The sequence below is a fragment of the Achromobacter sp. JD-1 genome, from assembly GCF_038594925.1.
Lineage (GTDB): Bacteria > Pseudomonadota > Gammaproteobacteria > Burkholderiales > Burkholderiaceae_B > Achromobacter > Achromobacter spanius_C.
The window spans coordinates 230,945-252,547 of record NZ_JBCGCS010000001.1; the positions used below are offsets into that span (position 1 = coordinate 230,945).

Sequence of the window (21,603 nt, forward strand, 5' to 3'; positions counted from 1 at the left end):
GCGCTCCCTCATATCGCGGCTCCCGGTCCGCACACCTGCGGCCACGCGCCACCCCCGCACAAGCCATTCCATCCCGTGAAAGCGGTCACCGCCGCATGCGGCTTGTTTGCTGCTGCCCCAGGTGGCGCTCGGCATCCTCGATTCCAGCAACTCCATGAACAACGGGAATCGGGATGGACGGACATGCGGCTGTTCTTGTGCGAGAAGCCCTCCCAGGGCAAAGACATTGGCCGGATTCTCGGTGCCACGCAGCGCGCTGAAGGCTGCCTCAACGGTTCCGGCGTCACCGTCACCTGGTGCATCGGCCATCTCGTAGAAGCCGCAGCGCCCGAAGCCTACGACGAGCAGTTGAAGCGCTGGTCCATCGAGCAGTTGCCCATCATTCCTCAGCACTGGCGGGTCGAGGTCAAACCGAAGACCGCCACGCAGTTCAAGGTCGTCAAGGCGCTTCTGGCTAAGGCGACCCAGCTTGTCATCGCCACAGATGCCGACCGCGAGGGCGAGTTGATCGCCCGCGAGATCATCGACCTGTGCGGCTACCGCGGCCCCATCGAACGGCTGTGGTTGTCGGCGCTCAACGATGCTTCCATCCGCGCGGCACTCGGCAAGCTCCGGCCATCGGCCGAGACGTTGCCGATGTACTACTCGGCGCTGGCACGCTCTCGGGCGGACTGGCTCGTCGGCATGAACCTCAGCCGCTTGTTCACGGTGCTGGGACGACAGGCTGGCTACGACGGCGTGCTGTCGGTCGGCCGCGTCCAGACCCCCACGCTCAAACTGGTCGTGGACCGCGACCGCGAGATCGCCGCCTTCGTGTCCGTGCCGTACTGGGCCATCGACGTGTCCCTGTCCGCTGGTGGCCAGGCTTTCACCGCGCAGTGGGTTCCCCCGAACACATGCACCGACGACGCCGGCCGCTGCCTGCAGCAGCCCATCGCGCAGCACGCCGCGCAGCAGATCCGCGCCGCGGACAGCGCCCAGGTGGTGGCGGTCGAAACCGAGCGCGTGCGGGAAGGCCCGCCGCTGCCGTTCGACCTGGGGACCTTGCAGGAGGTGTGTTCCAGGCAGCTTGGGCTCGATGTGCAGGAGACCTTAGACATTGCTCAGGCCCTATACGAGACGCACAAGGCCACGACGTACCCGCGCTCCGATTCGGGCTACCTGCCCGAAAGCATGTTCGCCGAGGTGCCAACGGTCCTCGACAGCCTGGTCAAGACCGATCCCTTGCTGCGACCGATCATGGACCAGCTCGACCGCACTCAACGCTCACGCGCCTGGAACGACGCGAAGGTGTCTGCTCACCACGGCATCATCCCGACGCTCGAACCGGCGAACCTCTCGACCATGAGTGAGAAAGAACTGGCAGTGTATCGGCTGATCCGGGCGCATTACCTGGCGCAATTCCTTCCTCACCACGAGTTCGACCGCACTGTGGCGAACCTCTCCTGCGGCCAGCAGACGCTGGCGGCCACCGGCAAGCAGGTCGTCGTCAAGGGTTGGCACCTGGTGCTGGCCGAACCGCAATCCGAGGAGGATGGCGACCCTGCGGCGCGCAGCCAGGTACTGCCCGCGCTGCGCGAGGGCCTGGCATGTCAGGTGGCCGACGTCGATCTGAAGGCGCTCAAGACGCTGCCCCCTCGACCCTATACGCAGGGCGAGTTGGTCAAGTCCATGAAGGGCGTCGCCAAACTGGTCTCGGACCCGCGCCTGAAACAGAAGCTCAAGGATACGGTCGGCATCGGCACCGAAGCGACGCGGGCCAACATCATCAGTGGCCTGCTGACGCGGGGCTACCTCGTGAAGAAGGGCCGCGCCATCCGTGCCTCGGATGCGGCCTTCACCCTGATCGACGCGGTGCCCACAGCGATTGCCGACCCAGGGACAACCGCCGTCTGGGAACAGGCGCTGGACATGATCGAAGCTGGACAGCTCACGCTGGACGTATTCATCGGCAAGCAGGCTGCATGGATCTCACAGTTGATCGCGCAGTACGGCAGCACGTCCCTGTCCATCAAGGTTCCCCACGGACCGCCTTGCCCACAGTGCGGCGCACCGACGCGCCAGCGCACCGGCAAGAGCGGCCCATTCTGGTCGTGCAGTCGCTACCCCGACTGCAAAGGCACGCTGCCGGTCGAATCCGGCACGTCCAGGCGTGGTGCCTCGCGCCCGCGCCGCAGCGGCCGCAAAGGCTCCTGACCGACCCCGTTCCCCGTGAGCCGTGCCCGCCATCGGCGGCGCGGCCTGTGTTCCGCACGCCCTGCGGGACGCCCAGCGCGCAACGCCTTCTTGTCCGTGTGCGCGTCCCGCCTGGCCGTCCCCGGCCGCGGGACCTGAAGGTAGCTTCTCCGCGAACCGCCTCCTGCGCGTTCTGCTGATCTGCATTTCTCCCGCCTCTGCGAAGGGTCCCCCGGTGGCTTGCCAAGCTGCGCGAGCCACCCGGAGACCCTTCGTGGTCAGCGGTATTCGGTGCCGGTGCCCGCCGGCGCAAAAACGGGCTCCCTTTGTGCGCGGATGTGCGCCAGACGATGCCGGCGCGAACCACGACATGCGCCGGGTGTGATTGCTGATGAGCAGACGGTTCTAGCGACGACCGGGCCTGCACCAGCCCACGGGTGGTTCTGTCCTCCCGAGCCGAAGGCCGCAGGGCCTTCGGCGCCTTTCTCCTGCCTATCAACGTCCCGGCCCGCCCCGGGCCACACGAACAGGAGACCCGACATGAACCCGCAACCTTGCACCCTTCGCGGTGCGCCCCAGGCCGCGCCACTGCTGTACGGCAGCGTGTGCAGCGGCATCGAGGCCGTGAGCCTCGCATGGCAACCCCTCGGCCTCAAAGCCGCGTGGTTCGCCGAGATCGAGCCGTTCCCGAGCGCCGTGCTCGCCCACCGTTACCCCCATGTGCCCAACCTGGGCGACATGACCGCGATCGCCCGTCAGGTGCGCGCCGGCATCGTGCCGGCGCCCGACATCCTGGTCGGCGGCACGCCGTGCCAGTCGTTCAGCGTTGCCGGCGCGCGCCAGGGGCTGAACGACCCGCGCGGCGCCTTGACCCTTGCCTATGTGGAGCTTGCAAATGCCATCGACCAAACCCGCCACCAAGACCGCCGCCCGCCGGCAACGCTCGTCTGGGAAAACGTCCCCGGCGTCCTCAACGACCGCAGCAATGCCTTCGGGCATTTCCTGGGAGCACTGGCCGGAGAAAGCCGTGCGCTCCAGCCGCCAGGGGAAAAATGGGCGCACGCTGGTTGTGTGTCTGGACCCCGCCGCCGCATCGCCTGGCGCGTGCTCGACGCTCAATATTTCGGTGTCGCCCAACGCCGCAAGCGCGTGTTTCTTGTGGCATGTGGTGGTGATGACCTCGATCCCTCCGAAGTACTTTTTGAGCGCACAGGCCTGCGCGGGGATTCTTCTGCGGGCCGCGCGCCGTGGCAAGAAGCTGCCCGCGCTGCTGGATCGGGTGCTGCTGCAGCAGGCGGATACGCAGGATTCGCTGGACTGAACCAGCCCTACGGCAAGGTCACGACGACGTTCGGATTCAGCGGCGGCATCGGCCCCGTCGATGTTGCGGCATGCCTGATGGCCGCGGGTCCCAAGCACGACATCCGCACCGAGACGTTCATGGTGCAGTCCATCGCCGGCAGCATCGCCCACACCCTCGACACCGCCAACAACGGCAAGGGCAGCAGCGAGGACGGTACGGGAAAGGGCGTGCCGATCATCGCCTTCACCGCCCAGGGCAGCGGCGCGGACGCCACGATCGACCTGACGCCGACGCTGCGTGCCGGCGGGCATCGCAACAGCCATGCGAACGCAGGCGTCGTACCCGCCATCGCCTTCGCGCAGAACAACCGCGGCGAAGTGCGCTTCGAGTCGGGGCATGGACAGGTGTCTTGCACCGTCCTGTCCAACGGCAAGCCGGGCTACGGTGTGCCGATGGTGGCCTGCGTTGCCCTGCGGGGACGGACGCAGGGTCTTGCCGCCGAACTGGGCGGAAGCGTTGCAGCGGCGTTGCGTACCAGCGGCGGCGGCGCAGACAAGCCCCATGTCCTGGCCCCCGACTTCGAGGCACATTTCCGCTACGACTGGAATGAATCCGGTGCAGCGGACTGGTCGCAATGGCGGGTGCGGCGGCTGATGCCCATGGAGTGCGAGCGGCTGCAGGGCATGCCCGACGACTACACGCTGATCCCGTATCGCGGCAAGCCTGCCGCAGACGCTCCGCGCTACAAGGCGATTGGCAACTCCATGGCCGTCCCGTGCATGGCTTGGCTGGGCAACCGGCTGGTGCAGTGCCTGCACAAGACGGACTTGACCGATTCGGATTGATCGACGACGCAGCCTGCCGGCCGCGCCATTCTCTCCCTGCATTGCCGATGTATCGGCAGCAGCCCGCAGCCAGGGTGTCAAGGCTGCCGTGGGTTCCGCCCACGCCACCCACCAGTTCGCTTCGGCATCTCACCGGCGAACGCTGCCCACCGGGGCATCGATGCCTCCTTTCTCCAACCCACGGGATGGTCGCCACGTCCCGTTAGGGGCATGTCGCCACCCGGTCGATTTCAGGATCTCCCATGGAAACCATCACCAAGCAAGACCGCATCACGCTGAAGAACCTCAAGGTGGCCGACTTCGCCAGCGAGGAAACGCTGTGCTTCACCGCGACCATCGTGTTCGACGGCATTCCCATCGCCGAGGCCCGCAACGACGGCCACGGCGGCTCGACGTTCCTCCACGCACTCAACGGCAAGGCGGCGCTGCTGGCGCAGGCCGAAGCCTTCGCCAAGGGCCTGCCGCCTGCGCCGCTCGACCTGGGCCACGAGGGTGAAGACCCTCATTACATCGCCATGACGCTCGACTTCCTGGTCGATGAGCTGGCCGATGCCATGCACGCGGAACGCAAGGTGCGAGCCGCGTTCAACCGCGACATCGGCAACAAGGTGCTGTTCATCAAGGACCGCAAACTGCTGTTCATCAAGGGCATCAAGCTCAAGGCCATCGCCGACCGCAAGTCGTACTTCGCTTCGCTGCGCGCCCGGCAGGCCCAGCCCATCGTCATCCTCGCCGAGCTGCCGCCCGAGCAGGCATTCGACCTGTGGAAGCAGCATGTCCTGGGCGACAAGCCCGACTGACCCAGCACCACCGCACCCTCCTGACAGCCCCGCACTCGACGCGGGGCTTTTCTTTTCTCTGAGCCCATCAATCGGGGCTGTGCCGGATGCGGTTTTCCAACTGACGCAGCACGGCCCTCGCAAGAAGCTGCCCGCATGTTCGCTGATTCGTCAGCACATGCCAGCAGCCAGGGTTCCAGGCTGCCGCGGGTCTCTCCCGCGTCACCCACCAGTCCGCATCGCATCAATTCTGCGGATGAGCGTCCCCGTGACGCTGATGCTTTTTATCAACCGCGTGCGGGAGCTGCCATCCCGTGAGGGACAAGGCCCCGCTTTTCCAAGGAGCCCGTCCATGTCCCAGCAAGCCTCTTTCGGCCAGTTGGCCCTGACCTACTGCGGCAAGTTCCTGCCGCTCGAAGTCTTGCAAAGCGCCGCCGGCCACTACATCGGCACGCGCGATACCGAAGGTCCCGTTTCGCGGGAATCCCGCGAGTACTTCCGCAGCTATGCCGCGGCTCAACGCGCCCTCGAAAGAGGCGGCTGGTCCCAGCTCGCCATTCCCTGATCCAACTGGAGAAATCACATCATGAACCAGCTACTGCCGCGGGAAGTCGTCGATCAGATCATGCGGGAAGAGCAGCATTTCGCTGCCGCGCCCCAAGCCTTCTTCGAGGCCTGGAAGCGCGGTGTCGAGATTGCTGGTCCCGAGTGGTTCGGCGACGGCACCCGTGAAGGCCTGAACCGGGCCAACACCAAGTGGGATTTGCGTCCCGACATGCTGCGGCTCAACGATGCCCTCGGCGTCCTGAGCAGCGGCGAACGCATGTTCCTGTCCGCCATGGTCAGCTTCTACAACGCGCGCGAGGGCGGTGCCATGCTCAAGCGCTGCCACTTCCACGGGCTGTCGGACTTCGACGGTCTCGATCTGGAACGCCGCAAGGTCATCGCCGACCTGCTGGTGAACTACAGCGGTTGGTGAGTCGGTCTCCGGCACGCCACTGTCTTCTCGATCCTCCCGTGAGGGACATGCGCTCATAAGGCCATGTCCCTCAATTTTTCTTCCCCATCGCCCGGCGCCAACGGCCCTGGGCTATTCCCTGCGGATGCCATCGTCCGCAGGGGCTGGCTCCGCTCTTCTCGAAAGGAGCCAGCATGGCAAACAACTACTACGAAGGCACGGGCGTTCTCGTGCTCGACCGCGTTACTCCCGTCATCAAGGCACTGTTCGATGCCTTCGCGCTCGACGAAAACCATCCCGGCAATGGGCAGGCCTACATCGCCCAGATCGCCGAGACCAATGATCCACGCTGGACAGATGTGCTGGACGGTCTGGAAAACCTGGCCACACAACTCGGAATCCCCATGCCCGACGACGAAGAGTTGTCGATTCCGCCTCTGCTTGAACGGCTGGCCGCGCACTTCGGTGCTGACCAGGACGGGGAGCTGGAGAACCTGATAGAGCACCACCACTTCGAGGACAGCGCGGACCTGGAAGCCCTGCTTCTGATCGCTACCCGCTTCGATGATGGCCATAACCTGACCGCCATACAGTTTGAGGGCTGCTGGTATTGCAGCAAGCCAAGGCTATTCGAGTTCGGCGGCAACGGCTGCTACCTGAGCCGCGAGGTCCAGGTCTTCAGAACGTCCTCGCAGGCGCTTCAACTCGGCGATCAACTGCGCAACACCATCCTGGCCGCCGACATCGAAGAGGCCTCAGCGTTGATCGCGCTGGAGGCCGCCAACCTGCTTGCCGGCATCACCGATGAGCAATTTCGCCTAAATGTGCGCCATCGCATCGCCGAACGGCTGGCTCAGACGTCAACGATCAGCGCCGACTGACGCATTTTCCACTTTCAACCCACCGGGTCCAATTCCCGGTGGCGGGGATTGGCTCCATTATTCAAATCTGGAGAGTTCCCATGTCCCTGAAACCCAATCCCTTTCTCCGCGGATACTGGAATCTGAAAATCGTCCGCACGCTGTGCATCAGCTACGAGGATGGAAGCCCGCATGTCTGGCGAATCATCCACCCGAGCCAAAAGCACCTTTCCGACGAGGAAATGATTTCATCCTCGTGCATCGTCACCAGCGATTTCGCCGTAGTCAGGAATGGTCCCGAACCCGTGAGTGCCGAGGTACTGGCCGAATGCGATGCCGGAGAAGGTGTCAGCGGCGAAGGCGTAATCGGCGCCGTGGTCTATGCCATCCATGGCGATGACTTCGACGGCCGCCCCATCCACGTCGGCGACGCCTATTCGGCAGAGGCAGCGCGGGAGGTCGTACAGCGCCTGAGTTTCGAGACCGGCTATTACAGCCGGTGCTGGGAAATCAGCAGCGCGCACATAAGCGAGGAAACCAGCCAATACCTCGCCAACCTGGCAGACCTCGCCACGCCGGAGGCCTTCCTGTTCATCGCGTTCCGGGTTCCGTACAGCCCGGCGATCGGCATCAAGCTGATCTCCACCCCCTGGACGGACAAGAACCTGGACCACGCCGAGGGCATCAGTGCGGAGCAGCTTCGCCAGGAGCACCGAAGCAAGGGTATGCCGGATGACCTGGCGAACGTCATTGAACTGGCTGGCCAGGCCGATGTGCGCATCCTGATTCTCGACGCCGACGCACCCGTGCTGTTGGGCCTGCCGTTGGCCGAATCCTAGCAGCCGCTCGACGCAACATCCTTCCTCTTTGTTCTCCCCCATACCGGCCCGTCTCCCTCCCGGAACCGGGCTGATCCATTTTCATAGGAGCAACCTCATGTTCCCCGACCTCATCTCGCGCACGCCAGACTTCGAGCACCAGCTCGGCGCCTGCGTCAATGCCATGGGCCAGGACGACGCCATCGGCCAGATCCTGGTATTCGAGCGCATGAGCGGCACGCTGCACATGCGCCATATCGCCAGCGCCGACCTGGTGGACACCGACATTGACGACTACGAAATGGTCGTCTTCGACGGTGGCAACACCAGCGGCGATACATGGAAGCATGTCTTCTTCCCACGTCAGCGCGAGCACTACTTCGTGTACGAAGCCTGACCCAACCAAGCCCCTTTCGAGGGGCTTTTTCTTGTCCGCAGCGCAGGAAAGCGGGTGCGACGCTGTGCGATTTCTTGCGGGCAGGCCGCCCATTCCAGAGCCATCCTTGCTCCATGTTCGTCGGCGTTGCCGACACATGCCCTGGCAGCCGAGACCTTCAAGGCTGCAAGTGCGGGAAACCGTGCTGGTCGTTTCTTCCTATGGACGTACCCCGTCCGTTCACGCCACCCACAAGGGACCTCTCCCTTGCGGGCGGGGAATCCCTTGTTCTTCCTCAAGGAGATTCCCATGGACCGTTCCCTCATCAAATCCATGATGCCTTCGCTTGTCGCGGGCCATATGCCTCGCAACGTGCGTTCGTTCAAATACCGCGTATTCGATGATCAGCCGCAGTCCTCGACGTTGGGCTTCGCCATCGACCCTCAGCCCTTCAACGGCAAGGTGGTCTCCGCGACCGACGATGCCATCGTCGTCAAGCTCAAGCCTTCCGAGTTCGCCGTGCTCGATCCCAACCTGGTGACCACCGTTCCCAGCGAGGGCGCCAAGGTCCATGTCCAACCCTACGCCCGGCGACGTTTCGACGGGCTGCGCGCGGACACCCCGGAAGTCGTCACCGAGAAGACTTCGGATGGCACGCCTTACACCATCACGAGGCATATCCTTGGCAAAGCACCCGCCAAGCTGCCAATTCCCGAGCCGCAGTGCATGGAGCTGGGCCAACTCATCGAGCAGTTGGAGGAGATGCCCGCGCCCGACGGGTTCCGGTGCATCACCCACATGCTGGTCGATGCAGGTGCCCGCGACTTCGCCTGGGTCGATCCCAAGCCCTCCAAGATCATCGAGACCCCGCCGGCGATCAGCTTCACGGTCTCAACCACCAAGTTCGAGGGTCAGGTGACGATCCTCTACGACCGTGGCGGCGACACCTACGTGGTGGAGCTGCACCGCGACGGTGAGTTGATCGATAGGCACGACGAGGTGTATTTCGACATGCTCGGTGAAGTGCTGGAGCGGCTCATCGACGACGGGCGCTGGCGCCTGATCGGCGTGAGCGTGATCGACGCCAAAGCCTCTCGTCAACGTCAGGCGGTTCCAGCCTGACGCGCCAGACAGGAAGCCTAGCGGCACGACTGATCAGTCCACAGCCTACCGGCGACTGCCCCACAAGCCTTCCATCCGTTTCGGTGGAGGGCTTTTTTCTTCATCCATACAGGAGATTTCAACCATGTCACTGCGATTCAGAGGCTCCGACCTGCGCCCCGTGCTTGCCGAGGCCATCGCCAACCAATGCCGCGTCGCCCTGGCCAAGGACCAGGGCGTGTACTTCCTCGCCGAGCGCGGAGAGCGCCGCCCCGATGGCCGCGTGAAGCTGCTGGCCTATGCCGTCGGCTGCAACCCGGATACCGACCCGTTCGATGACTGGTGGGAACTGGCACGCGCCGAGCTTGGCGGCGACGATTTCGGCGAGTTCTTCGACCCGAAAGACAGCGTTTTCACTCGCATTCTGCAAAGCTCAGATGATCTGGAGCTGTCCGCCACCGCTACGTATCTGTCACTGGCGGCGGTGGAATCGGCGTAGTCCAAAAATGTCCGCATACCCCTTGAAGCCCCCATTTCGGGGGCTTTCTTTTGGGCGGAACTGGGCAGCCTGGAAAAAATGGGAAGCGCCCGGATGCCGATTGATTGCTGTCGCGCGCGCGAGGCCCGGCCATGCTGACCCCATGCCTGCTGACGTTGTCAGCGACATGCCAGGCAACCATCGGTCTTCGAGGTTGCGTCGCAGTTCCCACTGCGTGACCGAGCCAGCTCGCACCGCATCCATCCGCGAGCGGCCACCAGTCTCTGGTGGCGGATGCTTTCGCCTTATCGACCCACCGCGGGGTTACGCACCTTTCCCCGCATGCGTGGGGCTGGTGTGTCTCCGCTTCTTCCCTATGGAGATTCACCATGAACACCACGTCCAACGAGAAATCGTATTTCGACCTCCACACCTCGGGCATCGGCTACATCCAGCGTGTCCGTGAAGTGCCTGTCCGGGGCGGCCGCCGTGCGCAGCCTTTCCTGGCATGCACCGTTGCCGCGCTGGTCGGCCCCGCCAGGGACCCCAGCTACCGCTACTTCGACGTCAAGGTCTCGGGTGCCGAGGCCAAGAACCTCGTCCAGCGCTACATCGGCGTTGACGATCCCAAGCAGCGCCCGCTGGTGCGCTTCCGCCTCGGCGACCTGTGGGGCGATGCGTACATCCGCGACAAGGGCGAGCGCAAGGGTGAAGCCGCCGCGTCCCTCAAGGCGCGACTGCTCAAGGCCGAGCCGCTTGACCGGGCCGAACTGGCTTCCATCAAGCAGCACGAGCTGATCACCCGCGGCATCGGCTACCTCAGCCGTCCGAAGGACGTCACCCCCAAGGATGGCGATCCGTTCCTGTCGTGCTGCGTCGCGGCTCTGGCCGGGCCTGTCGGTGAACCGGACTATCGGTACTTCGACACCATCGTCGCCACCCCTGAAGCCGAGCACCTGGTTCGCCGGTGCGTGCAGGCCATCGAAGGGGACCGCAAGGTGCTGATCGCCTTCAAGTTGAACGACATGAAGATCGATCCGTACATCCGCACCAAGGGTGAGCGCGCCGGGGAGCCGGGAGCGAGCCTGGAATCGACGCTGATCCACATCGGTCTGATCAAGATCGACGGCACCCAGGTCTATCCGACGAGCCAGGCGCAAGCCGAGGCGCCGCAGGCCGAGGACGCACCCGCGCCCGAAGCCGAGGATGCCGCCGACACCGCTGCCGACCAGCCTATCGAGTCCGCCGAGCGCGAGCCCGCAGGTGAAGTCGAAGAGCAGGAGCCGGCATTGGCTGCTTCGTTCTGATCCGGCATGGCCCCTCACGGGGCCTTGCCTTTTTCCTATTCCTCAAGGAGAAGCATCATGGCAGTCACATCGGCACCCGAGAAATCGGCCACGCCCATCATCGTCCCGGGCCAGCTCGCGCTGCGCACCATTCACGGCCGCAACGGAAAGTTCAACGTTGGCAAGCTCGAATGCCAACTCGGCAAGTTCACGATTAAAGACGCGGAGTTGGAGCAATACCCCGAGGGCAAGTACCAAGGGGAATTCGTTCTTCGCTACATCTTCCTCAAAGGCTATCCGATCAGCGACGGCAGCATGCGTTTCGAGATGCGCGCCAACCTGGACGGTATGACACTTTTCGGCATCGACAAGCTGAGCAAGGCCGAAGCACATAGCTTTGCTCCGCAGGAAGTCGATCCGCTCGATGAAGAGCAAGGGACACAGCCTGCGACAACGCCGGCCAAGCCCGCCAAGGCATCCAGGTCCGCCAAACCTGCACCCGTGCAGACGTCCGCGGACCCGCTGGTCGATACCACGCCCTTCGGCGTGGACGCGCCGCCTGCTGCGGCTGCTGCCCCCGGCAGCACCGAGGATGGCGACGCCGCGCTGTTCGGCCTGTTGTGGCCGCTGGGCGAGTCTGTGAAGCTGGATTCGACCATCGACCGCCGCACCCTGCGCGCGCAGATCGCCCGCCTGGGCGAACTGGGCTACGCGCTGGACTTCAAGACGCAGGAGTGGAGCCGCCAGGCCGAACTGCAACCTGCGTGATTGCAGACACCGCATCCGCGGTGTTCTTCATCCACCCGCCGGGGTTCCTTCCCCATGCGGGGGTGGCCTCGGCTTTCTTCTGGAGGTCTCCATCATGTCCATCATCACTTGCGATACACCCCGTTCCGCGCTGGACGAAACCGCGTGGCGCGCCGTTTGCAAGACGGCCGCCGAGCATGCCCAACGTGGTTGCGGCCTGTCCTGGGATCACTGGGTCACGCTTTTCAGCTCGGAGATCGACGCGCAAGCCAGTCGATTGCCGGAAAGCCAGCGCGTTCATGCGCTGGAAATCGCGACCCAGGAATGGGACTACGCAACACCCGCCGAACGGCAGGAAACCCAGGACTGGCTCGCTGAAAACGGCTGCTGTTCGCATGGGATCACGCTGGGTTGCTGCCCGGCCGGTTGCGGTTCCTAGCCCGCACTGCATTCCATCGCCGCACACGCGGCATTCCATCACCCGCTGGGGGTTCTTCCCCACGGGGAGGCCTCTGGCTCTACATTCTTCAGGAGGCCTCTCATGGGCTGGTATTTCTCTCCCCAATCGCGGTCTGAACTGATCGCGGAACTGATCGCACCGCAGGAGACCGAGCGCGCCAGCGTGAAGGTCATCGCCCACACGCTGCGCGGCAACGTCCTCTGGTCCGTCGCGGAAGTGACGGCCAGGGCCGAAGGCGTGCATCGTGATCTCGCACCGGGCCAGTCCCTGCGCTACATCCGCTGCGATCTTCTGGAGCGCAGCGGCAGCCAATGGGGCTACAAGCCCTTGGACGAGTCCATGCACCCGTACTACTACTCGTGCCCGTTGAGCTACCTCGACATGACGCCGGAGCAGTCCGCCGACTGGCGTGCAGGCGTTCGCGCCTACCACGCGCGGCGGCGCACCCCCACGGCATCCACGGCACCCGCCGCGGCGCTGTTGGCCTGAGTCAGGAGGAACCGACATGGACCCGATCCTGGCTGCGCTCCCCGCCTCACTGTTGAAACTCGTTGAAGGCAGTTTGTCCAACGACGAAGTGTCTTCCGACGAGGAAATGCAGGAGTACTTCATCAGCAACGGCCTTACCGAGGAACAGGCGCGGCAGGCGCTGACCTACCGCGACCAGTACCTCAACAACATCTACCTGGACGGCTTCACGCCGATCACCGCGGTGGACGAGGCGCTTCACTTCAACCCGCACACCCGGCAGTTCGAGCCGGACTGAGCGATTTTCTTCCACCCCCTGGGGCAGTACTTGCCCCGGCGGGCGGTGCTGTTCCCGTTCATCCGAGGACACCACCATGCCCGCAAACACTTCTTCCACGCTGTACCGCATCGACGAATGCCCGGACGTGATGGCCGACGCCTGCGTCGGCGATGACCAGGGCAACCTGATCTTCCTGTCCATCTGGGCGCGCGACACCGCCGTCCAGCAGTTCCTCGCTCGCCTGACCCTCGGGCGCGACGAGCAAGGACTGGACCAGTTCCACGTCATCACCGACCAGGGCGGCAGCGTCCCGGTGTTCGTCGGCAACGTCGATCGCCTGGAAAAGCGCATGACCCGCGCCTACCGGCGAACGCTGTTCGGTTCGCTGTCCAACGTGTGGCTGTTCGACCGGCGTTGCGTGAAGCCCGACAAGGCCAACGCCAGCGCGCTGGCATTGCTGCCACGCGACAGCTCCCACCGGCTTGACCGCCTGTGGATGCTGGTGCGGGACACCTGCCCGTTGCCGCTGCTCGACCACTGGCGCGAGACCGTGCTGGAACTGCTGCAAACCCGCGAGATGCTGGCCCGCCTTCCGTTCGCCCTCGGGCCGTTGGAAGGCCATCGGCTCGCCATCGACGTGCCGGCGCTGACCCTGGCGCTGGGTTCCCTGATCCGAAGTGACGTACTCACCGCCTATCCGTATCCGGCCAAGATTTGGACGCCGGAAGCGGTAGCGGCTTGACCCACCTGCGGAGGCACGCCTTGGCGTGCTTCCGCCATTCCTCCCCGCCAACCAGGAGACTTCCATGGCCCTCATGTTCCCGCGGCTTGCCCGCAATTTCGCCAAGAACGGTTACTACCCGACCGACGAACCCACGCTCGAAAGAGCCCTCAACGCACTGATGCCCAGCGACGGGCCGATGTGCATCCTCGATCCCTGCGCCGGCGAAGGCGTGGCGATCGCCGAAGCCGCCCATGCCCTCGGGCGCGAGCAGGCCAAGGCGTTCGCCGTCGAGTTCGACCCGGAGCGGGCACGTCATGCCCGCGGCCTGGTCGATCACTGCCTGCACGCGGACCTGATGGACACGATGGTCTCCAAGCAATCCTTCGGGTTGCTCTGGCTCAACCCGCCGTATGGCGACCTGTCCAAGGACGTCAACGGCAACATCGGCTACCAAGGCCAGGGCCGTGCCCGCCTCGAAAAGCTGTTCTATCAGCGTTCGCTGTCGCTGTTGCAGTACGGCGGCGTGCTGGTCTTCATCGTCCCCGGCTACGTGCTCGACGCGGAGTTGGTCGGTTGGCTGACACGCCACTACACGGACCTGCGCATCTACCGAGCGGTGGAAACGCAATTCAAGCAGGTGGTGATCTTCGGCCGAAGGGTGCGACAGCGTGAACAGGCTCCCGATGGCGTCAAGGCCGTGCGCAATCTGCTGCTGCAGGTTGGGCTTGGCGAAGTCGAAGCCGAGGAGCTGCCGAGCGATTGGCCGTTCCTGCCGTACATCGTCCCCGCCAGTCCGGCCGAGCCGGAGCATTTCTTCCGCGTGACGATGGAGCCCGAGCAGTTCGCCGACGAGGTTGGCAGGCTGCAAGGCCTCTGGCCGTCGCTGGACACGCACCTGGGGGCCGCGCAGCAGTCGCTGCGTCCACCGGCGCGGGCTTTGTCCCACTGGCATCTCGCCCTGGCTCTGGCCGCGGGCGCGATCTCGGGGGTTGTGCGCTCCAAGACCGGGCGCGTGCTCGTCGTCAAAGGTGACACCCACAAGGACAAGACGCTCCAGCGTGAATTCACCGAACGCGAAGACGGCTCGATCGCCGAGACCCGCATCCTCACCGACAAGTTTGTGCCCGTCATCCGCGCGTGGGACATGACGCCTGGCTCCGCGACACGGGGCGAGGTGTTGACCATCCGCTGACTCACCGGACGCGCTGCCGTCCTGCTATTCCCACATCGAAGGAGAAACACCATGTTCGCAAACCCGTTCAAGCGGCCCGCGCCGCAGAAGCAACCGTTGTTCGCACCGGGTACGCTGAAGTTGAGCGAGAAGGTGCATTGGTTGGCACGCAAAGGCCTGATCGACCCCTTGGCCTATGTCCAGCGCCACGTGCGCGGTGACTGGGGCGAGATCGACGAGGCCACCCGCCAAGCCAACAACGTCGCAATCCAACAGGACAACCTAATGATCTCGCAGTTCAGGATCACGCCGGACCTGGCACTGATCGTCAAGACCAGCGAGGACCATGAAACCACGGTGGTCCAGCTATCCGAGGAGCAAGATCTGATTTGACGGCCCCACATCGTCATTCTCATCCACCTGACGGAGCCACTTCACTCCGCCAGGGGTGTCGTGGCTCAATAACCTTTCAAGGAGGAGCCCATGGCATCACATCGCATCGAAACCTACTGCCAGAGGCTGGCGTTCCCCATCGGGGCGCTTATCTTCAGCAAAGGCATTGACCGCCTGGTCCGCTCGGGTCGCCTCGACCCGATCCCGTACTTCAGGCGCCACACCCGTGGTGACTGGGGCGACGTCAACGTCCAGCAATGGCAGGCCAACAGCACCGCGCTTCAATCAGGTGCTTCGCTGGCATCGCACTACGTGATCCACCCGGGGCTGGCCATTCGCATCGTTACCGACGCGGAGCGCCGCGCCACCGTCATCGTTCTGCCGTCCGAGGACTGAGCACGGTTCACCCGCTGGCCATCCAGGCCAGCACCTTCAACCACCTTCGGCCACGCGCCGATTTACTTCCCACCACGGGGCATGCCACTGCCCCACTGGGGGTGGTGCATGCCCCATTTTCTTTGGAGCATCACCATGTCCCTCGATCTCGAAACCAATGCCGCTGAAGCCGCGCCCGTACAGGGCGAACTGCTCGATGCGGAATCTTCCCCTCTGACCCTGAGCCTTCAGGATTTCGTCGGCGAGTTCGGCGACGAACTGCTCGACGCCCTCAACAGCGCTAATCCGCCGGTCTATACCGGCCAACCGCAGGCACATCGCCAGCTCATCGTCGCCAGCCTCAAGCGCAAGCTGTTCCAGGCCCAGGCCGAAGTCGTCCATGCCGCCGCCGAGCTGCTGATTGACCGTGGCGAACATGCCGCGATCGTCAATGGCGAAATGGGCTGCGGCAAGACGACCGTCGGCATCGCCACGGCCGCCGTGCTCAACGCCGAAGGCTACCGCCGCACCTTGGTTCTTTCGCCGCCGCACCTTGTTTACAAGTGGCGGCGCGAGATCCAGGAGACGGTAGCAGGCGCCAAGGTGTGGGTGCTCAACGGCCCCGATACCTTGGTCAAGCTCATCAAGCTACGCGAGCAGTTGGGCGTGCAGCCCACGGGCCAGGAGTTCTTTGTCCTGGGGCGCGTCAGGATGCGGATGGGGTTCCACTGGAAGCCTGTCTTCACTCAGCGGCGTACCCGCCACGGCAACGTGGCAGCGTGCCCGGACTGCGGCACGGTCATCACCGATCTCGACGGCGAGCCGGTCAACCCGGTCGAACTCGAAGCCGAGGAATCCCGCAGGAAGTGCAGCCACTGCGCCGCCCCCCTGTGGACGCTGATCCGCCCGAGAAGCCTGTCCGGCAGCGATCAGTCCTCGGCCGTCCTCAAAGCCTTGAAGCGCATCCCGACCATCGGGGAAGTCACCGCGCAGAAGCTGATGCAGAAGTTCGGCGACGGCTTCCTGGCCTCGATGCTCGGCGACAACATCCATGAGTTCATCAACCTCATGGACGGCAACGGCGAACTGGTGTTCTCCGACCGTCAGGCCACGCGCATGGAACGCGCGATGGCCAACATGGAGTTCGGGTTTGGCGAGGGCGGCTATCAGCCGTCCGAGTTCATCAAGAGATACCTGCCGCAAGGCACGTTCGACCTGCTCATCGCCGACGAGGCACACGAGTACAAGAACGGCGGCAGTGCCCAGGGCCAAGCCATGGGCGTGCTGGCGGCGAAGGCTCGCAAAACCTTGCTGCTGACCGGCACGTTGATGGGCGGCTACGGGGACGACCTGTTCTACCTGCTGTTCCGAGCCCTTCCCGGGCGGATGATCGAAGACGGCTACCGCCCGACCACGAGCGGCAGCATGACCTCGGCCGCGATGGCGTTCATGCGCGATCACGGGGTCTTGAAGGACATCTACTCCGAGAGCGCCGGCACGGCGCACAAGACGGCCAAGGGCACCAAGGTATCGGTGCGCACGGTCAAAGCCCCGGGCTTCGGCCCCAAGGGCGTCTTGCGCTGCATCCTGCCGTTCACGATCTTCCTCAAGCTCAAGGACATCGGCGGCAACGTCCTGCCGCCGTATGACGAAGAGTTCCGCGAAGTCGCGATGGACACGGCGCAAGCCGCGGCCTACCGCGATCTGGCGGGCCGGCTGACCGCGGAGCTGAAACAGGCTCTGGCGCGACGCGATACGACTCTGCTGGGTGTGGTCCTCAACGTGCTGCTGGCCTGGCCGGATTGCTGCTTCCGGTCGGAAACCGTGGTGCATCCGCGCACGCGCAACACCTTGGCGTTCGTCCCGGCTCAGTTCAACGAGTTCGAGATCAGCCCCAAGGAGCGTGAGCTGATCGATATCTGCAAACAGGAGAAGGCGCAGGGCCGCAAGGTCCTCGCCTACACGGTCTATACCGGCACGCGCGACACCACGTCGCGCCTGAAGGTACTGCTGGAGCAGGAAGGTTTCAAGGTGGCGGTGCTGCGCGCGAGCGTGGATGCAAGCCGCCGCGAGGACTGGATTGCCGAGCAACTGGATCGTGGCATCGACGTGCTCATCACCAACCCCGAGTTGGTCAAGACGGGATTGGACCTGTTGGATTTCCCGACAATCGTGTTCATGCAGTCGGGCTACAACGTGTACTCGCTCCAGCAGGCGGCCCGCCGCTCCTGGCGCATCGGGCAGAAGCACCCCGTGCGCGTGATCTATCTCGGCTACGCCGGTTCCTCGCAGATGACATGCCTCGAACTGATGGCCAAGAAGATCATGGTCTCGCAGTCCACCTCGGGCGATGTACCCGAATCGGGGCTGGATGTCCTGAACCAGGATGGTGATTCCGTCGAGGTCGCACTGGCCCGGCAACTGGTCGCCGCCTGATTCCCACGCCACAAGCCGGCCTAGCGCCGCCGGCATTTCTGTTGTTCCCACCTTGCAGCCACGCCCACGTTCTCCGTGGACGTGGCTGCGCTTTTTTCATCCCAAGGAGATTTCCATGAATACCAACACCCAACCGTCCGAAGCCATCGACACCCAACGGAAGCTGGAAGCCGAGATTGCGGATTTCCTGCGGCAGCGCATCGAAGATGGGAACCTCGATGCGGAGGACATCCCTGTGCGCCTGGCACGCTATGGTCTGATGGCCCCCGAGGCGTTCCTCGCCGAAATGCGTGAGCGCATGGGCATCGACGACGAGAAATAAGAGACCCATTTTCACAGGCCCCAACTTGGGGCCTTTCTTTGGTGAAGGCGCTGCCGGCAAATCGGGCGCTGTCTGGTTCGCATTGTTTGCTGCCGCTCGTAGCCCGAGCGGCGATGGTGAGGGCTCGATGTTTCAGGACGCCGAGCTATGTGCCCCTCTCCACCCTGGTTTCACCATCCCGAACGCCGCCTGCTGGCGGGATTTTTCGGCCTGCTTTGGTCGGTGCTGGCCGGTGGCTGCGCGACGACGACTGCGCCGGTCGCGCCCGACACCATCGAGGAAGTCTCGGCCGCGCCCGAACCCGAAGCGCCCGAGTACATCCCGGTCGTGCGCTACGCCCGCTACACGCTGGTCGAACTGGCCCCTACAGCGGCGCAGCGCGACCTGCTGTTGCAGACCATCGACGTGTCGATGCCCGAGGATGCCCGCGCCACGGTCGGCGATGGGCTGCGGCATGTGCTCAAGCGCAGCGGCTACAGCCTGTGCCAAACGGCGCATGCCGTGATCGAGCTGTATGAGCTGCCGCTCCCGGCGGCGCACCTGCATCTCGGTCCCATGACCTTGCGCGATGCGCTGCTCACCCTGGCTGGTCCGGCCTGGGAACTGCACGCGGATGACCGCGCACGACAGATTTGCTTCGAGCGGCCCGGCGACAGCGTGGCCGCCGAACCCATGCCCGAACCGACCGCCGCCGATGCGGTGCAGACCTTCCCGCTGATGCCTTCCACTCCAGGAGGCCAGCCGTGAACGCTCCGCAATCTTCGCGTCGCCCGACCGCCGCCGTGGTGGTGCAAAGCATGCTCTGGCTCTGGCTGCTCGGTCTAAGCGTCATCGTGGCCCTCGGCTACCAGGCGATGAGCGACCAGGCCGACCAGGAACGGCTCGATTCCCGTCTGCAACGCCTCGAAGCGCAGGCGGTGGCCCTGGCCGAGGCCATCGAGACCATCCAGCAGCGTCCGGCCGTCGCAACGGCGGCGGACCTCAAAGACACCCGCCAAATCCTGGAAGCACGCGCTTCCCAGGTTGAGAAAACACTGAGCGGCTACGCAGCCGCCGACGACCTTCAGGCGCTGCGCGCGGAGATCGAGCAGATCAAGACGCGCCAGACCGCCGCGCGTGCAGCAGCCCCCGTCCAGCCGCGCACATCGAGCAAGCCCGCCGCCAAGTCTGAACCGCCGCCATTGCCGTTCCGCATCGTCGGCGCCGAACTGCGCGCCGGCCAGCGCAGCGTGTCCGTCGCGCCGAGCAGTGGGGACTTCACGCCCGACCAGCTTCAGGTGCTGCTGCCCGGTGATGCGGTCGGCCCATGGCGCTTGCAGGCAATCGATGGCAGCGCCGCGGTGTTCCAAGCCGGCGACCAGACCCGTCGCGTGGCGATTCCCTGATCGGAGCACACCACATGAAGCCGTCGATCATCCTTTCCGCACTCCTACTGGCTTCAGTCCAGTGGCCCGCGTGGGCGCAGCAGTCAGCCACGGCTCCCGCTCGCAATGCGCAGAGCCAGGAGCGCCCGCTGGCCGCCCGCGTCCTGGACGACCGAGTAGCAAGCAACTGGGGCCTCCAACCCCAGGAATGGGTGCGTTACCGCGAGCTGATGGATGGGCCGCTGGGAATCTACTCGCCCAACCTGGACCCGCTGTCTGCCCTAGGCATCGAGGCACGGACCGACGAAGAACGGCGGCGCTATGCAGAGCTGCAGGTGCAAATCGAAGCACGCCGCGTCGAGAAGTTGCTCGCCTACCAACGCGCCTACGACGAAGCCTGGCAGCGCCTGAACCCCGGCATGCAGCGCGTGAACCTGCCCGACGACGGGCCGGGCGCCGGCACCGCGCGCGGCAGCGGCCGAATGGCGGTGTTCGTCAAGGACGGCTGCGCGGCCTGTGGGCAGCTCGTGCAGCGCCTGCAATCCTCGGGTGCCGAGTTCGACCTGTATATGGTGGGCAGCCGCCAGGACGATGCACGCATCCGCGACTGGGCCAAGCGCGCGCAGATCGACCCGGCGCGCGTGCGCAGCGGCAGCATTACCCTCAACCACGACGGCGGCCGCTGGCTGTCGCTGGGCCTGCCCGGTGACTTGCCCGCGGCTGTGCGCGAGGTGAACGGCCAATGGCAGCGTCAGCCGTAGCGGCCACCTCCGTCTCGCAGCTCCTGCGCGCACTGGTGCTTGCTACCGGCCTGTGCGCCTGCGCCGTCCATGCCCAGGAGGTTCCACCACCGGCCTACCAACTCGCCGCACAGCGGGCGGGCATCCCCTCGACCGTGCTCTTCGCCGTGGCCTTGCAGGAGAGCGGTGTTCGGCGCAACGGGCGCATCGTCCCGTGGCCGTGGTCCCTCAATGTCGCCGGCCAGTCGCGCCGCTTCGCCACGCGCGCCGACGCCTGCTCGGGCTTGCAACAGGCAATGCGCGCCACGCCCCACACGCGCATCGATGCAGGCCTGGGCCAGATCAACCTCGGTTACCACAAGCACCGCTTCACCAGCGCGTGCGACCTGCTGGACCCCTATCGCAACCTCGCCATCGCCGCTGAGATCCTGAAGGAGCAGCACACGTCCGGCGAAGACTGGCTGTTGGCGATCGGCCGCTACCACCGTCCTGCGGGCGGCGAGCCCGCCGCCCGCTACCGGCGCAGCGTGTCGCGCCATCTCGCGCGTGTGCAGGGCGCACGCCCAAACGCCGCGGTGCTCGCCACGCGCCAGGAGACTTCCCCATGACGAAATCCCATCTGGCCCTGCGGGGCCTGCTTGTGCTGCTGGCGGGTCTGCCGCTGGCATCGCGTGCCGGCGATCCGCTGATCGTGGTCGAAGATCGCGGTGGCACGTCGGCGCTGCCGTACTACGAGGCCCTCAACCTCCAGCCGCGCGCCGATGTCCCGGCCCGGCCGCCCATTCCGACGCCACAGGTTCCCGCCACACCCGCGGACGAGGCAGCGATGCTGCCGGTGCGCAGCACCAAACTCACGCCTGGCACCGTCGCTCGGCGCGTGATCGAAGCGCCCGGCCTGCGGCCGTTCGTGGTCATCGGCGACGACGACGCCTCCCGGGCCTGGTTGCAGCGCCGCGGCGTTGCTTTGCGCGAACGCGGCGCGGTCGGCCTAGTGGTCAATGTCGAGACCGCGCAGGGCCTGGCAGGGCTGCGTGCCCTGGTGCCGGGCGTGCCGCTCGCGCCCGTAGCCGGAGACGACCTGGCCGATCGCCTAGGCCTGCGGCATTACCCGGCGCTGATCACGGCCACCGGCATCGAGCAATGA

26 protein-coding genes are annotated in these 21,603 nt (G+C 65.0%); all 26 read left to right on the plus strand.

Translation table 11 applies throughout. From position 1 onward, the window contains the following. Window positions 1-183 precede the first annotated feature (183 nt). Window positions 184-2,196: a DNA topoisomerase III gene (locus tag WBR68_RS01030; protein WP_009459717.1), complete on the plus strand. Its 2,013-nt coding sequence runs from the start codon at window positions 184-186 to the stop codon at window positions 2,194-2,196. Window positions 2,197-2,715: 519 nt separating this feature from the next. Further along, window positions 2,716-4,323: a DNA cytosine methyltransferase gene (locus WBR68_RS01035; RefSeq protein ID WP_009459716.1), complete on the plus strand. Its 1,608-nt coding sequence runs from the start codon at window positions 2,716-2,718 to the stop codon at window positions 4,321-4,323. A 242-nt stretch (window positions 4,324-4,565) separates the two neighbouring features. Continuing rightward, a complete protein-coding gene (locus WBR68_RS01040) occupies window positions 4,566-5,123 on the plus strand; it encodes a hypothetical protein (protein WP_009459715.1) in 558 nt (185 codons plus the stop codon). Window positions 5,124-5,454: 331 nt separating this feature from the next. Continuing rightward, a complete protein-coding gene (locus WBR68_RS01045) occupies window positions 5,455-5,667 on the plus strand; it encodes a hypothetical protein (protein ID WP_003290186.1) in 213 nt (70 codons plus the stop codon). Between the two features lie 21 nt (window positions 5,668-5,688). Continuing rightward, on the plus strand, window positions 5,689-6,081 hold the full coding sequence (locus WBR68_RS01050) for a hypothetical protein (RefSeq protein ID WP_009459709.1): 393 nt from the start codon (window positions 5,689-5,691) through the stop codon (window positions 6,079-6,081). Window positions 6,082-6,254: 173 nt separating this feature from the next. Continuing rightward, window positions 6,255-6,941, plus strand: a complete 687-nt coding sequence (locus WBR68_RS01055) for a hypothetical protein (protein WP_009459708.1) — start codon at window positions 6,255-6,257, stop codon at window positions 6,939-6,941. Window positions 6,942-7,021: 80 nt separating this feature from the next. Next, a complete protein-coding gene (locus WBR68_RS01060) occupies window positions 7,022-7,759 on the plus strand; it encodes a DUF5983 family protein (RefSeq protein WP_009459707.1) in 738 nt (245 codons plus the stop codon). A 97-nt stretch (window positions 7,760-7,856) separates the two neighbouring features. Continuing rightward, window positions 7,857-8,135: a hypothetical protein gene (locus WBR68_RS01065; RefSeq protein WP_009459701.1), complete on the plus strand. Its 279-nt coding sequence runs from the start codon at window positions 7,857-7,859 to the stop codon at window positions 8,133-8,135. A 288-nt stretch (window positions 8,136-8,423) separates the two neighbouring features. Then, window positions 8,424-9,236: a hypothetical protein gene (locus WBR68_RS01070; RefSeq protein ID WP_019726335.1), complete on the plus strand. Its 813-nt coding sequence runs from the start codon at window positions 8,424-8,426 to the stop codon at window positions 9,234-9,236. A gap of 124 nt (window positions 9,237-9,360) precedes the next feature. Continuing rightward, window positions 9,361-9,714: a DUF3085 domain-containing protein gene (locus tag WBR68_RS01075; protein ID WP_009459699.1), complete on the plus strand. Its 354-nt coding sequence runs from the start codon at window positions 9,361-9,363 to the stop codon at window positions 9,712-9,714. Between the two features lie 368 nt (window positions 9,715-10,082). Next, window positions 10,083-11,000: a DUF3577 domain-containing protein gene (locus WBR68_RS01080; protein ID WP_009459698.1), complete on the plus strand. Its 918-nt coding sequence runs from the start codon at window positions 10,083-10,085 to the stop codon at window positions 10,998-11,000. A 57-nt stretch (window positions 11,001-11,057) separates the two neighbouring features. Then, window positions 11,058-11,747: a DUF3275 family protein gene (locus WBR68_RS01085; protein ID WP_009459697.1), complete on the plus strand. Its 690-nt coding sequence runs from the start codon at window positions 11,058-11,060 to the stop codon at window positions 11,745-11,747. A gap of 94 nt (window positions 11,748-11,841) precedes the next feature. Further along, window positions 11,842-12,165 carry a hypothetical protein gene (locus tag WBR68_RS01090; RefSeq protein ID WP_009459695.1) on the plus strand — a complete coding sequence of 108 codons (324 nt, stop codon included), beginning with the start codon at window positions 11,842-11,844 and terminating at the stop codon, window positions 12,163-12,165. Window positions 12,166-12,267: 102 nt separating this feature from the next. Then, window positions 12,268-12,675, plus strand: coding sequence for a hypothetical protein (locus WBR68_RS01095; RefSeq protein WP_009459693.1), 408 nt, complete (start codon window positions 12,268-12,270; stop codon window positions 12,673-12,675). A gap of 16 nt (window positions 12,676-12,691) precedes the next feature. After that, entirely contained in the window at window positions 12,692-12,952 is a 261-nt protein-coding gene (locus WBR68_RS01100) for a hypothetical protein (RefSeq protein WP_009459691.1), read from the plus strand. A gap of 76 nt (window positions 12,953-13,028) precedes the next feature. Next, on the plus strand, window positions 13,029-13,676 hold the full coding sequence (locus tag WBR68_RS01105) for a hypothetical protein (protein WP_019726336.1): 648 nt from the start codon (window positions 13,029-13,031) through the stop codon (window positions 13,674-13,676). A gap of 25 nt (window positions 13,677-13,701) precedes the next feature. Further along, on the plus strand, window positions 13,702-14,850 hold the full coding sequence (locus WBR68_RS01110; protein ID WP_219805742.1) for a DUF6094 domain-containing protein: 1,149 nt from the start codon (window positions 13,702-13,704) through the stop codon (window positions 14,848-14,850). A gap of 51 nt (window positions 14,851-14,901) precedes the next feature. Next, a complete protein-coding gene (locus WBR68_RS01115) occupies window positions 14,902-15,222 on the plus strand; it encodes a hypothetical protein (RefSeq protein ID WP_009459687.1) in 321 nt (106 codons plus the stop codon). A 90-nt stretch (window positions 15,223-15,312) separates the two neighbouring features. Further along, window positions 15,313-15,618, plus strand: coding sequence for a hypothetical protein (locus tag WBR68_RS01120; RefSeq protein ID WP_009459685.1), 306 nt, complete (start codon window positions 15,313-15,315; stop codon window positions 15,616-15,618). A 135-nt stretch (window positions 15,619-15,753) separates the two neighbouring features. After that, on the plus strand, window positions 15,754-18,033 hold the full coding sequence (locus tag WBR68_RS01125) for a helicase-related protein (RefSeq protein ID WP_019726337.1): 2,280 nt from the start codon (window positions 15,754-15,756) through the stop codon (window positions 18,031-18,033). A 115-nt stretch (window positions 18,034-18,148) separates the two neighbouring features. Continuing rightward, a complete protein-coding gene (locus WBR68_RS01130) occupies window positions 18,149-18,355 on the plus strand; it encodes a hypothetical protein (RefSeq protein ID WP_009459683.1) in 207 nt (68 codons plus the stop codon). 147 nt (window positions 18,356-18,502) lie between these two features. Beyond that, window positions 18,503-19,102 (plus strand): PFGI-1 class ICE element type IV pilus protein PilL2, encoded by a 600-nt coding sequence (gene pilL2, locus WBR68_RS01135; RefSeq protein WP_009459682.1) that lies wholly within the window; start codon window positions 18,503-18,505, stop codon window positions 19,100-19,102. Continuing rightward, window positions 19,099-19,740 carry a hypothetical protein gene (locus WBR68_RS01140; RefSeq protein ID WP_009459681.1) on the plus strand — a complete coding sequence of 214 codons (642 nt, stop codon included), beginning with the start codon at window positions 19,099-19,101 and terminating at the stop codon, window positions 19,738-19,740. The genes pilL2 and WBR68_RS01140 overlap by 4 nt, the downstream gene beginning before the upstream one ends. Window positions 19,741-19,754: 14 nt before the next feature. Continuing rightward, window positions 19,755-20,480 (plus strand): TIGR03759 family integrating conjugative element protein, encoded by a 726-nt coding sequence (locus WBR68_RS01145; RefSeq protein WP_009459680.1) that lies wholly within the window; start codon window positions 19,755-19,757, stop codon window positions 20,478-20,480. Next, on the plus strand, window positions 20,462-21,067 hold the full coding sequence (locus tag WBR68_RS01150; protein ID WP_009459679.1) for a transglycosylase SLT domain-containing protein: 606 nt from the start codon (window positions 20,462-20,464) through the stop codon (window positions 21,065-21,067). Before WBR68_RS01145 ends, WBR68_RS01150 begins: the two co-directional genes overlap by 19 nt. Then, entirely contained in the window at window positions 21,064-21,603 is a 540-nt protein-coding gene (locus WBR68_RS01155; RefSeq protein ID WP_009459678.1) for an integrating conjugative element protein, read from the plus strand. The genes WBR68_RS01150 and WBR68_RS01155 overlap by 4 nt, the downstream gene beginning before the upstream one ends.